10 protein-coding genes and 1 pseudogene are annotated in these 13846 nt (G+C 61.3%); 3 read left to right on the top strand and 8 right to left on the bottom strand.

All coding sequences use genetic code 11. The features are described from left to right. Positions 1 to 181: 181 nt before the first annotated feature. The 3 genes and pseudogenes from U0029_RS09785 to U0029_RS09795 form a co-directional block, all read right to left on the bottom strand. Complete coding sequence (locus U0029_RS09785; RefSeq protein WP_114852809.1) at positions 182 to 1645, bottom strand: efflux transporter outer membrane subunit; 1464 nt, start codon at positions 1643 to 1645, stop codon at positions 182 to 184. After that, positions 1645 to 4813: pseudogene (locus tag U0029_RS09790) on the bottom strand (efflux RND transporter permease subunit). The gene U0029_RS09785 and the pseudogene U0029_RS09790 overlap by 1 nt, the downstream one beginning before the upstream one ends. A gap of 12 nt (positions 4814 to 4825) precedes the next feature. After that, complete coding sequence (locus U0029_RS09795; protein ID WP_114852808.1) at positions 4826 to 6016, bottom strand: efflux RND transporter periplasmic adaptor subunit; 1191 nt, start codon at positions 6014 to 6016, stop codon at positions 4826 to 4828. A 203-nt stretch (positions 6017 to 6219) separates the two neighbouring features. Here U0029_RS09795 and U0029_RS09800 point away from each other — a divergent pair, with 203 nt between their 5' ends. Next, positions 6220 to 7131: a LysR family transcriptional regulator gene (locus tag U0029_RS09800; protein ID WP_012417321.1), complete on the top strand. Its 912-nt coding sequence runs from the start codon at positions 6220 to 6222 to the stop codon at positions 7129 to 7131. Positions 7132 to 7169: 38 nt separating this feature from the next. Here the strand turns inward: U0029_RS09800 and U0029_RS09805 are convergent, their stop codons facing one another. Then, a complete protein-coding gene (locus U0029_RS09805; protein WP_012417320.1) occupies positions 7170 to 7901 on the bottom strand; it encodes a pseudouridine synthase in 732 nt (243 codons plus the stop codon). A gap of 50 nt (positions 7902 to 7951) precedes the next feature. Here U0029_RS09805 and U0029_RS09810 point away from each other — a divergent pair, with 50 nt between their 5' ends. Beyond that, positions 7952 to 8548 carry a chorismate--pyruvate lyase family protein gene (locus tag U0029_RS09810; protein ID WP_012417319.1) on the top strand — a complete coding sequence of 199 codons (597 nt, stop codon included), beginning with the start codon at positions 7952 to 7954 and terminating at the stop codon, positions 8546 to 8548. Positions 8549 to 8710: 162 nt separating this feature from the next. On the opposite strand, the gene U0029_RS09815 is transcribed toward U0029_RS09810, so the two are convergent. Further along, a complete protein-coding gene (locus U0029_RS09815; RefSeq protein ID WP_012417318.1) occupies positions 8711 to 9259 on the bottom strand; it encodes a YaeQ family protein in 549 nt (182 codons plus the stop codon). Between the two features lie 79 nt (positions 9260 to 9338). Here U0029_RS09815 and U0029_RS09820 point away from each other — a divergent pair, with 79 nt between their 5' ends. After that, positions 9339 to 9983: a LysE family translocator gene (locus tag U0029_RS09820; protein WP_114852807.1), complete on the top strand. Its 645-nt coding sequence runs from the start codon at positions 9339 to 9341 to the stop codon at positions 9981 to 9983. Positions 9984 to 10107: 124 nt separating this feature from the next. Here U0029_RS09820 and U0029_RS09825 read toward each other — a convergent pair whose 3' ends face one another. The 3 genes from U0029_RS09825 to U0029_RS09835 are packed head-to-tail and all read right to left on the bottom strand — an operon-like array spanning position 10108 to position 13784. Continuing rightward, entirely contained in the window at positions 10108 to 11955 is a 1848-nt protein-coding gene (locus U0029_RS09825; protein ID WP_114852806.1) for a dipeptide ABC transporter ATP-binding protein, read from the bottom strand. A gap of 18 nt (positions 11956 to 11973) precedes the next feature. Continuing rightward, complete coding sequence (locus tag U0029_RS09830) at positions 11974 to 12843, bottom strand: ABC transporter permease (protein WP_114852805.1); 870 nt, start codon at positions 12841 to 12843, stop codon at positions 11974 to 11976. Beyond that, positions 12840 to 13784, bottom strand: a complete 945-nt coding sequence (locus U0029_RS09835; protein ID WP_114852804.1) for an ABC transporter permease — start codon at positions 13782 to 13784, stop codon at positions 12840 to 12842. Before U0029_RS09835 ends, U0029_RS09830 begins: the two co-directional genes overlap by 4 nt. Between the last annotated feature and the right edge of the window lie 62 nt (positions 13785 to 13846).

Consider the following 13846-nt stretch of genomic DNA (forward strand, 5'->3'; position numbering starts at 1 on the left):
ACCTCTCTTGGCTTATTAAAAGACATGCCACTGTTTCAGTTAGCGGGCCTAACTCTAAAGAGAAGTGAACTACTGTCCTATAAGCAGCTGTCTGCTTTCCGTTTTTCCGTACCTCTCTGTAGCTTCGTCTATCATCCGCCACGCCCTCCATGAGGGAGGGTCAGTGGCGAGGCGAGTCGGCCTACTGCCTGCCGGCCTGCCCTACGCTGCGCTCCGTCCAGCCTCCGCCCAGCGCTTTATACAGGTCGATCAGGTTGGCCAAACGCGCGAGTCGCGTATCAACCAGCGCCTGCTGAGACGAGTAAAGCGAGCGCTGCGAGTCCAGTACACTCAGATAGCTGTCCACCCCCTGGCGAAAGCGTTGATCCGACAAGGTATAGGCCCGTTGATTGGCCTCGACCAGTTGGCGTTGCGCCAAGATCTGCTGATCCAGGGTCACGCGCCCGGCCAGGCCGTCGGCCACCTCGCGAAAGCCGATCTGAATCGCCTTCTCGTAATTGGCGATGCCGATGCGCTTGCGCACCTGCGCCAAATCCAGATTGGCCAGCAGCGCTCCGCCCGCAAAAATCGGCATCGTAATCTGTGGCGCGAAGCTCCAGGCGCCGGAACCCGCATCGAACAGGCTGCCCAGGGAGCCGCTGGCGACACCCGCCGACCCGGTCAGACTGATCGTGGGAAAAAACGCCGCACGCGCCGCGCCGATATTGGCATTGACGCCCTGCAACTGATGCTCCGCCGCACGAATATCCGGACGCCGCGCCAACAGATCAGCAGGTAATCCCGCCGGCAAATTGGCGATGACGACGTCATCGGGCAATTGTTTGATCGCATCCAGTTGCGTGATCAGGTCCGCCGGCAAAGGCTGGCTAACCAAGAGCGTCAGGGCATTGCGATCCCGTGCCACCTGACGCAGGTACTGGGCCCGATTGCGTTCGGCGGTGCGCAGAGATACCTCAGCCTGGCTCAGATCCAGCTCGGTGGCCACACCCTGATCGAAACTCTGTTTGGTCAAGTCGTAGGAAGCCCGCTGCGAAGCCAGTGTTTGCTCGGTAAGCTGTAGTAGTTCTTGATCTGCGCATAAGGTCAGATAGGCATTGGCCGTTTCGGCGATCAGGGTCAGTTGCGTAGCCTGGCGCGTCTCATCCTGCGCCAGATAGGTCTGCAATGCCTGCTCAGTCAGGCTCTGAATCCGCCCGAACAGGTCCAGCTCCCACGACGACACCGCTGCCCCCACCCGGTACTGCCTTGATATCTGCAGACTGCCGTTTTGTGTCAGGCTGGCTGGCGTGCGCTGCACATTCGCCGTGCCCGCCGCGCCCACGGTCGGCAAGAGATCCGCGCGCTCGATACGGTATTGCGCGCGCGCCGCCTCCACATTGAGCGCCGCCACACGCAGATCGCGGTTATTCTCCAGCGTCAGCGTCAGAATCCACTGCAACAGCGAATCCTGGAAGAAATCACGCCAACCCACGTCGGCCGCGGCCAGTTCACCTGCCCCGGCCTGCGTTGCGGCATAGGCGGGGCCGGTCGGATAGCTGGCCGACACCGGCGCATCCGGGCGTTCATACTTGGGCGCCAGTGAGCAACCGGCCAGGGCGCTGGCCAGCGCCGTCAGGGTCAACAAGGTTTTCATGTTCGGGATCATCAGTACTGATCTCCGTGGGAATGAGAGTGCGCGGCATTTTCCTCGGCCTGCATCTCAGCGCGGCGGCGAACCTTGAACAGACGCAACACCAGCACAAAGAACAGCGGCACGAAGAAAATCGCCAGAAAGGTGCCCGACAGCATGCCGCCAATCACACCGGTACCAATGGCGTGCTGACTGCCCGAGCCCGCGCCATTGGAAATCGCCAGTGGCACAACGCCCAGAACAAAAGCCAGCGAGGTCATCAAAATCGGCCGCAAACGTTGCCGCGCAGCATGTACGGCAGCCTCGACCAGGCTGGCGCCCTGCTCGTAATAGTCCTTGGCGAACTCCACGATCAGAATCGCGTTCTTGGCCGCCAGCCCCACCGTCGTCAGCAGCCCCACCTGGAAATACACGTCATTGGACAAACCGCGCATCAGGGTGGCGAGCAAAGCGCCTAACACGCCCAGCGGCACCACCAGCATGACTGCGGTCGGAATACTCCAGCTTTCATAGAGGGCGGCCAAACACAAGAACACCACAATCAGCGAGATGGCATAAAGTGCGGGAGCCTGGGCGCCCGAACGCCTTTCTTCGAACGACAAGCCCGTCCATTCGAAACCCACGCCCGGGGGGCAGCTTGGCGGCAAGACGCTCCATTTCGCGCATGGCCTCGCCCGAACTGCGCCCCGCTGCGGCTTCCCCCTGGATATTGAAAGCGGGCACGCCGTTATAACGATTCAGCTTCTGAGGCCCATAAGTCCAGTCAGCCTTGGCGAAAGCCGAAAACGGCACCATATTGCCCGCCTTATTACGCACATACCATTTATCCAGATCTTCAGGCAGCATGCGCGAGTCGGCCTCGCCTTGCACAAACACCTTCTTCACCCGGCCACGGTCGATAAAGTCGTTGATATACGACGAGCCCCAGGCTGTGGCCAGCGTGCTGTTGATATCGGCGATCGACACCCCCAGCGCGCGCGCCTTCTCGCGATCGATGTCGAGCTGATACTGAGGCGCGTCTTCGATACCGTTCGGACGCACACGAGCAAGCAAGGGGCTCTTCATCGCCTCTCCCAGCAACTGATTGCGGGCCGCGAGCAGTTTTTCGTGGCCGATGCCGGCGCGATCCTGCAACATAAAGTCAAAGCCAGAGGCATTACCCAACTCCATGACCGCAGGCGGCGCGAACACAAAGGCCTGAGCATCATGGATATTGCCAAAGAAGTAGCCGTTGGCGCGCTGGGCCAACGCCGCCGCCCGGCGATCGGCCGACTGGCGCTCCTTCCAGTCCTTTAGCTTGATGAACAGCACTGCCGCGTTCTGACCCCTGCCGCCAAAAGAAAAGCCGGACACCGCAAACACCGATGCCACCGAATCCTTTTCTTTGTCGAGCAGATAGTCCACGGCCTCATTGATCACGACCTTGGTGCGCTCGGCCGTCGCGCCCGCAGGCGTCTGAATCTGCGCGAACAAAATGCCCTGATCCTCCCCCGGCAAAAAGGCCGTCGGAATACGCGTGAAGAGCCAGCCCGTGGCGAGAATCAGCGCCAGATAAATGAGCAGCAGACGTTTGCTGCGCGTCATCGTGCGGCTCACGGTGTTGGCATAGCCCTCGGTTGAGCGTTCGAACATTCGGTTGAACCAGCCGAAAAAGCCCTTCTTCGTACCATGATGACCCTTGGGAATGGGCTTGAGCATCGTCGCGCACAAGGCTGGCGTGAACACAACGGCCACTACGACCGACAGCACCATGGACGATACGATGGTGATCGAGAACTGACGGTAGATCACGCCCGTGGAGCCGCCGAAAAAGGCCATGGGGATGAACACCGCCGACAACACCATCGCAATACCGATCAAGGCGCCGGTAATCTGGCCCATGGACTTGCGAGTGGCTGCCTTGGGCGACAAGCCCTCCTCCGCCATGACCCGCTCAACGTTTTCCACCACCACAATCGCATCGTCGACCAGCAGTCCGATGGCCAGCACCATGCCGAACATGGTCAGGGTGTTGATCGAGTAACCGAACGCCGCCAGCACGGCGAAAGTACCCAGCAAGACCACCGGTACGGCCAGCGTCGGGATCAAGGTGGCGCGGAAGTTCTGCAAAAACAGATACATCACCAGGAACACGAGCACGATGGCCTCGATAAGCGTGTGGATCACGCCCTCGATGGACAGGCTCACGAAAGGCGTCGTGTCGTAGGGATAGACGACCTCCATGCCCGGCGGGAAGTAGGGCTTCAGACTGTTGATGGTGTCGCGGACGGCCTGGGCCGTGTCCAGGGCATTTGCGCCGCTCGCCAGCTTCACCGCCAGACCCGAGGCCGGCTTGCGGTTATAGAAACTATCAATAGCATAGCTCTGCTCACCCAGCTCGATCTTGCCGACATCACGCAGGCGCACCTGCGACCCATCCGTGTTGACCTTGAGCAAAATGTCACCGAATTCCTCGGGCGTCTGTAAACGCGTCGGGCCGATCACGGTGGCGTTCAATTGCTGGCCGCGCGCGGCGGGCAGCCCGCCCAACTGGCCGGACGACACCTGAACGTTCTGCTCCTTGATGGCGTTGGTCACGTCGGAAGCCGACAACTTATAGTTGTTGAGCTTCTCGGGACTGAGCCAGACACGCATGGCATAGGGTGCGCCAAAGAGCTGGAAATCGCCCACGCCCCGGGTGCGGCTGATCGGGTCCTGCACATAAGAGGCCACATAGTCGGCGAGGTCCGACTTGCTCATGCTGCCATCCGAGGACACAAAGCCGGCAACGATGAGGAAGTTCTTGGTCGCCTTGGTAACCCGTATCCCCTGCTGCTGCACCTCTTGCGGCAAAAGCGGTTGAGCGACCGACAGCTTGTTCTGCACCTGCACCTGGGCCGTATCCGGATTGGTGCCCTGGCGGAAGGTGAGCGTGATCGCCACACTGCCGTCAGAGTTGCTTTCCGAAGAAATATATTCCAGGTTATCGATGCCATTCATCTGCTGTTCGATCACCTGTACCACCGTGTCTTGCACCGTCTGCGCGGAAGCGCCCGGATAGGTCACGTTGATGGCAATCGCGGGTGGCGCAATATTCGGATATTGCGCTACCGGCAGACTCAAAATGGACAAGCCGCCCGCCATCATCAGGACGACGGCGATCACCCAGGCGAAGACGGGCCTGTCGATAAAAAACTTTGCCATGCGCCGGCTCCCTTACTTGCCCACCGGCGACTGGCCGTTCTGCCCGGCCGGCGCGGCTGCGCTGGCCTGAAATTCTTTCGCGTTAACCTCGGCCCCCGGACGCACCGACTGCAAGCCCTCCACGATCACGCGGTCGCCTGCCGCCAGGCCCTGGGTCACCAGCCAGTGATCGCCCACGGTACGATCAGTCCTCAACTCTCGCAGCTCTACCTTGTTGTCGGCATTGACCACCAAAGCCGTCGGCAGACCACGCTGGTTGCGGGTCACCCCGCGCTGGGGCACCAGCAGCCCTTCGTTGGCGACGCCCTGCGCCAGATTCGCCCGCACAAACATACCGGGCAGCAACTGATGCCGGGGATTGGGGAACAAGGCGCGCAGCGTCACCGAACCCGTGCTCGGATCGACCGTCACCTCAGAAAATTCCAGCTTGCCCGGTTCGGCATAAGTGCTGCCATCCTCCAGCACCAGCGTGACCTTGGCTGCCTGAGCGCCATCGGCCTGTTGCAGCTGTCCACTGGCCAGCGCTTGCTTCAAGCGCAACAACTGAACACTGGATTGCGTCACATCCACATAAATGGGGTCAATCTGCTGCACCGAGGCGATGGCCGCGGCCTGATTGGCGGTGACCAGCGCGCCCTCTGTGACGAGCGAACGGCCAATAATGCCGCCGATGGGAGACAGCACTTTGGTGTAGACCAAATTGATGCGGGCCGTCTCCAAAGCCGCCTTGGCCGCTAACACATCGGCATTGGCCTGATCGCGGGCAGCCACGGCATTGTCATAGGTTTGTTGGCTGACAGCGCGGCTTGTCACCAGCGGTTTGTAACGATCAACCAGCAGTGCGGCCGTGCGGGCCTGCGCCTGAGCACGGGCCAAGGCCGCTTTGGCGCTGTCGTAACTGGCTTGGTAGAGCGAAGGATCGATTTGATAGAGCTGCTGATTCGCCCGCACCTCGCGGCCTTCGGTAAACATGCGCTGTTGCACGATGCCGCTGACCTGAGGCCGGACTTCAGCGATGCGATAGGCCGAGGTACGGCCCGGCAACTCCGTAGACAGCGCCACCGCCTGAGGCTTGAGCGTCACCACGCCTACCTGCGGTTTACCCTGCGCAGGAGCGGCCTGCTCTTTACCGCAACCAGCCAGCGCAAGGGCAAGCGCCACCGTGGAAAACACGATGCGCCCAATCTGCGTCTTACTCTTCATCTGATCCCTTCCCGAAACCAAGCGCTACCCAGCGGCCGACCGGCGCAGGCACTCTCAGTTTGTTACAACGCAAAAACGGCAATTCTCCGTTATCCCGTCTTAGAAACAAAGACTAAGATGACGAAAACATTGTTCCATTTATGGGCCAATAAACCCGCCGAAACGCCATTAACCTGCTACTCATGAACAATCGACTCCAAGGCATGGAACTCTTCGTCGAGGTGGCTAAAACGCGCAATTTCAGTCGCGCGGCAGATAATCTCGGCATCCCCAAATCGACGCTTTCGCGCCAGGTTTCCGAGCTAGAACGGGCCGTGGGACTGCAATTGCTATCGCGCACGACGCGCAAGGTAGAGCTGACTGCTGCCGGCCAGTTGTATTTCGATCGATGTCAGCGCATCGTGACCGAGGCGCAGGCCGCACACGAGGAATTGCAGAAACTGCTTGAAACACCTTCCGGGCCACTGCGCGTCAATCTACCGGCGGATTTCGGCACCGAGTTCATGGCCGAGTCCTTCGTGGAATTTTCACGGCGCTATCCCGAGGTGGACTTTTATCTGGATCTTGCCAGCCCCGAACATGCCGAGCGGGTATTCCGCTCCTGTGACGTCGCTCTCCAAATCGGCGAGCTGCCCGACTCGACGCAGATCGCACGGCTATTGGGCATGCTGCCCGCCGGGCTCTACGCAAGCCCGGACTATCTAGACCGGCATGGCCGGCCGCTGCACCCGGATGATCTGGCCAAACATGAATGCCTGGAGTTCCGTGTGGGTCATGCCGGCCGGGTCACCCGCTGGCCGCTGACCAATGGGCAGCAGCAGTTCGAGATCACGCCCGGCAGGCGCTATTCGGTAAATAGCGTGTCCATGCTGCGCAGCCTGGCGCGCCTGGGCGCAGGCATCGCCATTCTAGCGGCCAGACACTGCGAAGACGGCGAGTCACTGGAAAAAGTGCTGCCGGACTGGCATGCCGGCCCTTTCCCCGTTTATGCGGTCACGGATACCCGGCTCCTGCCTGCCAAGACGCGCATCTTCATCGAGTTTCTGATGGAGCGCCTGAACCAGCAGGGCGTGGGCGAAAAACATAGCGCCCGGCTTTTTCCAAATCTGGCCTGAGGAGCGGTAAGGCATGGCCCTGCGTAGACGAGAGCCGCTCAGAATTGCTCGTCTTCGCGCAGATAACGCCATTGACCCACGGGCAGATCGCCCAGACGCACCCGGCCGATACGCACCCGTTTCAAACCCACGACGCGCAAGCCGACCAATTCACACATGCGGCGGATCTGGCGCTTCTTGCCTTCACGCAATACGAAACGCAGTTGATCCTCGTTCTGCCAGCAGACATTGGCAGGCTTGAGCGGCTTGCCATCGAGCATCAGCCCATGATTGAGTAAAGCCAGCCCGCGTTCGCTCAAGCGCCCCTCGACGCGCACCAGATATTCTTTGTCGACCAGAGAGTCTTCGCCAATAAGCTGTTTGGCGACCCGGCCGTCCTGCGTCAACACCAGCAGGCCCTGAGAATCAATATCGAGCCGGCCGGCAACGGCCAGGCCGCGCAGATTGGCGCGGTCAAAGCGCCGTCCGGAGCGGTCGCCCTCATACTGGCTGCGCGCATCGACCAAAGCGACAGCGGGTTTGTAGCCGTCTTCGGCCTGTCCCGACACATAGCCCACCGGCTTGTTGATGAGTATCGTGGCGAGCGAGGTCTGGGCGGCGCGCGCGGCGCGCTCCAGCGTGATTTTCTGGTGCGGATAGGCCTTGGCGCCCAACTCGGACACCACTTCGCCGTCTACGCGCACCCAACCGCGTTCGATATAACTGTCCGCCTCACGGCGCGAGCAGAGTCCCTGTTCGGACATCAGCTTGGAGATACGTACTTTTTCCATGACGCGTATTGTAAGACGCAGACGGCGGGGTCTTGGCATAATACGCAGCCATGACCACCAAGTATCAGGCTCCGCTGGCCGCCGGCTGGCTTATCCGCGCCCCCTCTCTGCTCTCGCCCACGCAACGCCATTGGCTATTCCGCCCTGGCGCCTTGACCGCCGGCCTGCGCCAACTCGGAAAAGTGCAACTGCGCGTTGTCAGTGAACACGCCGAGGGGGCTTCCCTGGACGAAGCGCGGGCCATGCTTATCGCGCCAGGCTCGCCGGTCTGGGTGCGGGAGGTGTTGATGTCGGTTGATGGCATCGACAGCGTGCCCGCACGCAGTCTCACCCCGCTGGCCGCCTCGCATGGCAGTTGGCAGGGCATGCGGCGTTTGCTGACTCGTCCGCTGGCCGACATGCTCTATCACGACCGGGGCGTCACCCGCTCTCCCTTTGTCTGCCGGCGTCTCAGCTCTCCTTTGCCCTTCTACCGCATGGCTCTGCCGCCAAACCATGACGGCAGCGCGATCTGGGCACGCCGCTCGGTGTTTTGGCGCCACGGGCAGCCTTTACTCGTGGCCGAATGCTTTTTGCCCGATTTCTGGCGCAAAGTGACTTTGGGACGCGCGATTCCACCGCTCAAGGCTCACGACCGACGCGCCTGAGCCTGCTCGGGAGGCAGCGGCCGGCGCAGGCACCGGGTCCACCCTGAATCGGCCGGCATCCTAGCGATCAACAGATCGCCGCCCTGTCCGCCAAGTTCAGCCAGCAGACCGGCAAAGGATGCCGCTCCGATTACGCTGCGGAAACGACTAGCTGAAACGCGCTCAGGCGCGCGTCTCGCGCCAGACCTCAGGCTCCAGGGCCACCTCGCCTTGAGCGGCCGATACGTAGACCGTATGGTCGGAAATATTGACATTGATCTGCATGCCGCGTTCGGCCAGCGCGGCCAGCGCCTGCGTCTGCGCAGCCGGCAGATTGACCACCCGCAGATTGCGGGCGCGATCCACCTTGTTGCGTATCCCCTCCCACCAGATCTGGGAAGCATGGCCGCCATAGCAATAAATCACCACCTGATCGGCACGCCCGCAGGCGCGCAGAATGCGGCGCTCCTCGGGCTGGCCAACCTCGATCCAGAGCGAGATTGCGCCCGTAAGATCCTTGGACCAGATATCGGGCTCATCGGTGTCGCTCAAGCCCTTGGTGAAGGCCAGGGTCTCGTCGGCATGCATGGCGAAGGCCGCGATGCGCACCATCATGCGCTCGTCAGTCTCCGAGGGGTGCCGCGCCACGGTCAGCCCGTGGCTGCCGTAGTAGTGGCGATCCGTATCGGCGATGTTCAGATCGGCTTTGTAAATCGTTGCGCGCAGAGCCATAAAATCATCCGGCGAGTTAGGCAAAACCTGCAATGATACCGTGAGCGCGTATCATCTGCGCTTTAGTCCAGCTATTGCCATGACCGCCACCACCGCCCTGCTCGCCTTTTCGATAGCCGCCCTTATCATGACGCTTACTCCAGGCCTGGACACCGCCTTGGTGTTGCGCACCGCCGCCACGGAAGGGCCGCGGCGCGCCCTTATGGCGGGCCTGGGCGTTTGCCTGGGTTGCCTGGCCTGGGGCGCTGCCGCCGCTTTCGGCCTGGGCGCCTTGCTGGCTGCTTCACAATTGGCCTATGACATCCTGCGTCTGACCGGTGCAGCCTATCTGTTCTATCTGGGCGCGGGCCTACTGTGGCGCAGTCGGCGTAGTGCCGGCGGCGGCGGGCCGGATATCCAGCAAGGTGACACGCGAGCCAATGTATCTGCGCTGGGCTGGCTGCGGCGCGGCTGCCTGACCAATCTGCTCAATCCCAAGGTAGGGGTGTTTTACATTACCTTCCTGCCGCAATTCATTCCACAGGACGTGAATGTGTTGGGCTTCAGTCTCTTGCTGGCCGCGCTGCATGCCTTGGTCGGTCTGGCGTGGTTTGCGGCACTGGTTGCCGCCACACGTCCGCTTGCGCGCTGGCTGTCACAGTCTGCCGTCGGGCGCGGCCTGGATGCGGCGACCGGTACGGTCTTTATCGCTTTCGGCCTGAGACTGGCACTGGAGCGCCGTTGAATCCGCCCGCTGCGCTCGGCCGCCCTACCCCACCCCGTGCGCCGGATGCGTTTGAAAAAAAAGGACTGGCGCACCCGCCAGTCCTTATGCTGTTTGCCTCTCCTGCGGGCAAAGCTCGAGGGATTCAATAGACGCCGACCGAATGGCGGGCCACAAAGTGGCCCGGGCCGACTTCGACCAGAGGCTGCACCACCGGATCATCGCCCACGGCCCGCACGGGGCTGGGGATTTCATCCACCAGAAGAGAGCGCTGCCGGTGGCGGCGCTGCGGATCTGCGATGGGCACCGCCGCCATCAGCTTCTTGGTGTAGGGATGCTGCGGGTTCTCGAAGATCGCGCGGCGCGGCCCGATCTCGACAATCTGCCCCAGATACATCACCGCCACCCGGTGACTGACACGCTCGACCACCGCCATGTCGTGCGAGATAAACAGAAAAGCCACACCCAACTCGCGCTGTAGATCCAGCAGCAGATTGACGATCTGCGCCTGAATCGACACATCCAGCGCAGAGACCGACTCATCCGCGATCACGACCTTGGGATTGAGCGCCAGGGCACGAGCGATACAGAGCCGCTGCCGCTGACCGCCCGAGAACTCATGCGGATAGCGATCGATCATTTCAGGCGACAAGCCGCATTTATCCATCAGCCAGCGCACCCGGTCCAGCGCTGCCTTGCCGCGCGCCGCCTTGTGGATCAGCAGGGGCTCCATGATGGAATCGCCGACCGTCATGCGCGGGTCCAGCGAAGCGAAGGGGTCCTGGAAAATGAACTGAATATGCTGGCGCAGCGTCTGCATGGCGGCACCGCGCAGCGAACCGATGTTGCGCCCGTCAAACTCGATACTGCCTCCCTGGCTCTTGACCAGTTGCAGCAGGGAGCGCCCCGTAGTGGTCTTGCCGCAGCCCGACTCGCCCACCAGCGAAAGCGTTTCGCCGGGGTAGAGGTCAAAGCTGACCTTCTCGACGGCATGGACCCGCTTTTGCACGCCGCCGAATACACCACCGCGAATATCAAAGCGGGTGACCAGATCGCGCACCTTCAGCACCGGCCCCTGGGCACGGCGCACGGTGTCTACCACCGGCTCTGACTCGGCCACCTGCTTATTGCCCTCTACGCGCAAAAGCGGGAAAGGACTGGGCAGATCGGTGCCCTGCATCGCACCCAGACGGGGAACGGCGGACAGCAGCGCACGCGTATAGGCATGGCGCGGATTGGCGAAAATCTCGTCAGAACCTCCCTCTTCCACCTTGTCGCCGCGATACATCACGAGCACACGATCGGCGACCTCGGCCACCACACCCATATCGTGCGTGATGAAGATGACGCCCATGTCCATTTCCTCCTGCAATTGACGAATCAATTGAAGGATCTGCGCCTGGATGGTGACATCCAGCGCCGTGGTCGGCTCATCGGCAATCAGTAATTGCGGCTTGCAAGACAGCGCCATGGCGATCATCACACGCTGGCGCATACCGCCCGAGAGCTGATGCGGGTAACGATCCAGAATGGCGCGAGCCTCCGGGATGCGCACGCGCTCAAGCATGCGCAGCGTCTCGGCGCGAGCGGCGGCGGCATCCAGCCCCTGATGCAGGCGCAAGGCCTCGGCGATCTGGAACCCTGCGGTGAAGCTCGGGTTCAGCGAGGTCATGGGCTCCTGGAAGATCATGGCGACATCGGCGCCACGGACTTTCTCCAGCACCCGCTCTTCGGCATTGGCCAGGTCCAGCACCTCTCCGCTACGGCGCCGCAGCAACATATCGCCGGAAGCTATCTTGCCGCCGCCATACTCCACCAGGCGCATCAACGCCAGGGACGTCACGGATTTGCCCGAACCCGATTCACCCACAATAGCCAGTGTTTCACCGCGATCAACGTGAAACGACACGTTGCGAACGGCCTCGACGGTGCGCGTGGGCGTATTGAAACGCACAGTCAGATCATTGACCTGCACCACGCGTTGATTATCCATACTTGCCATCATGATGCTTTACTTGTCCTGACGCGGGTCCAGGGCGTCACGCAGACCGTCGCCCAACAGATTAAAGCCCAGCACTGCCAAAAAGATGGCCGACCCGGGGAAGATCGACATCCAGGGCGCCTGAGTCATGAAGTTCTTGGCCGTGTTCAGCATCGAACCCCAGGAAGGATTGGGCGGCTGCAAGCCCAGGCCCAGGAAAGACAGGCTGGCTTCGGCGATGATGGCCGTAGCGATGGTGATGGTGGCCTGCACGATCAGAGGCGGCAGCACGTTCGGAAACACGTGACGGGCGATGATGCGCAGATCGGAGGCGCCCAGCGCGCGGGCGCTCTGAACATAATCCTCGTTGCGCACCGCCAGCACTTGCCCGCGCGTGATACGGATGAACTTGGGCGCGGCGGATACGCCGATGGCGATCATGGCATTGATCAGGCTGGGCCCTAGAAAAGCGGCCAGCGCAATAGCCAGAATCAGGAAGGGAATCGCCAGCAGCGCTTCCGTGGCGCGCGAAATAATGCTATCCGTCCAGCCACCGAAGTAACCGGCTGCCAGCCCGAAGGGCACGCCGACCACCAAAGCGATCAGCACCGACACCATACCCGCCATGAGCGAGGCGCGCGCGCCATAGACCAGGCGGCTGAAGATGTCGCGGCCCAGCTCATCAGTCCCCATCCAATACGTCGCCGAAGGCGCCTTACGGATATTCATGAAGCTGGTCTGGAAAGGATCGTGATTAGCGATCAGCGGCGCAAACACCGCCAACACCACGAAGAACAGCACAACAACGGCGCCGACCACGGCGACCTTGTTGCGCTTGAATTTGGCCCAGGCGCGGTTGCCGGCGCGGGGCGGAACGGCCGTGATAGTGGTCGCGCTCATTGATGCCTCAAACGGGGGTTGACGAGGACATAGAGCACGTCCGCCAACAGATTCATGAAAATAAAGCCCACCGCGACGCAGAGCACGACCCCTTGCACCACGGCGTAATCGCGGTTGAACACCGCGTCGACAATCAATTTGCCAAAGCCCGGGATGGTGAAGACCTGTTCGGTCAGCACAGCCCCGGCCAGCAACTCGCCGAACAGCAGCGTGACCAACGTCACGATAGGCATCAGCGCGTTGCGCAAAGCATGGCGCAGAACGACCTGGCGCGCCGAGACGCCCTTGGCCCGCGCCGTGCGGACGTAGTCGGCGCTCAGGGCTTCCAGCATGGACGAGCGGGTATGCCGCATCAGATAGGCGGCGATGGCGGTCGACAACACGAAGGCCGGCATCAGCATGGTCTTGATGGACAACCATAAGTCTTCCGTCGGCGACACATAACCCGAAGCCGGCAGGAGCTTCCATTGCACCGACACCACCATGATGAGAATGATGCCAAGCCAGAAGTTGGGAATGGACATACCCGACAAGGCCGCCACATTGGCGCCTGCCTCCACGGCCGTGCCCTTGCGCACAGCGGCAATAATGCCCATCGGTATGCCGATAATCATGGCGAACAGCATCGCCATTGCCGCCAGTTGCAGCGTGACCGGCAGTTTTTGCCCTATCAGCGTCAAGACGGGAACATCGGTGCGCATCGACTTACCCAGATCACCCTGGATAACCTGCCCGACCCATGCCACGTACTGCATGGGCAAGGGATCATTCAAACGATATTTATCGCGCAGATAGTCCAGCACGGCGGGATCGCGTTCCTCGCCGGCCAGTGTCAGGACAGGATCGCCTGGCAGGATTTTTTGCAGCATGAATACGATTATCGACACCAGAATAAGTGTCGGAATCGCGACGACCACGCGGCGCAGTATCAGTTTCAACATGGAGGAAAACAGAAAGACAAAATCATCGCGGGCGGGAATGGCGAACCATTCCCACCCATCTA

The organism is Bordetella avium (genome assembly GCF_034424645.1).
GTDB classification, from domain to species: Bacteria; Pseudomonadota; Gammaproteobacteria; order Burkholderiales; family Burkholderiaceae_B; genus Bordetella; species Bordetella avium.

Excerpts from the sequence above, each read along its gene's own strand:
- U0029_RS09825 (WP_114852806.1), bottom strand. The coding sequence starts at position 11,955 with ATGGATAATCAACGCGTGGTGCAGGTCAATGATCTGACTGTGCGTTTC.
- U0029_RS09815 (WP_012417318.1), bottom strand. The coding sequence starts at position 9,259 with ATGGCTCTGCGCGCAACGATTTACAAAGCCGATCTGAACATCGCCGAT.
- U0029_RS09810 (WP_012417319.1), top strand. The coding sequence starts at position 7,952 with ATGACCACCAAGTATCAGGCTCCGCTGGCCGCCGGCTGGCTTATCCGC.
- U0029_RS09800 (WP_012417321.1), top strand. The coding sequence starts at position 6,220 with ATGGAACTCTTCGTCGAGGTGGCTAAAACGCGCAATTTCAGTCGCGCG.
- U0029_RS09805 (WP_012417320.1), bottom strand. The coding sequence starts at position 7,901 with ATGGAAAAAGTACGTATCTCCAAGCTGATGTCCGAACAGGGACTCTGC.
- U0029_RS09835 (WP_114852804.1), bottom strand. The coding sequence starts at position 13,784 with ATGTTGAAACTGATACTGCGCCGCGTGGTCGTCGCGATTCCGACACTT.
- U0029_RS09795 (WP_114852808.1), bottom strand. The coding sequence starts at position 6,016 with ATGAAGAGTAAGACGCAGATTGGGCGCATCGTGTTTTCCACGGTGGCG.
- U0029_RS09785 (WP_114852809.1), bottom strand. The coding sequence starts at position 1,645 with ATGATCCCGAACATGAAAACCTTGTTGACCCTGACGGCGCTGGCCAGC.
- U0029_RS09830 (WP_114852805.1), bottom strand. The coding sequence starts at position 12,843 with ATGAGCGCGACCACTATCACGGCCGTTCCGCCCCGCGCCGGCAACCGC.
- U0029_RS09820 (WP_114852807.1), top strand. The coding sequence starts at position 9,339 with ATGACCGCCACCACCGCCCTGCTCGCCTTTTCGATAGCCGCCCTTATC.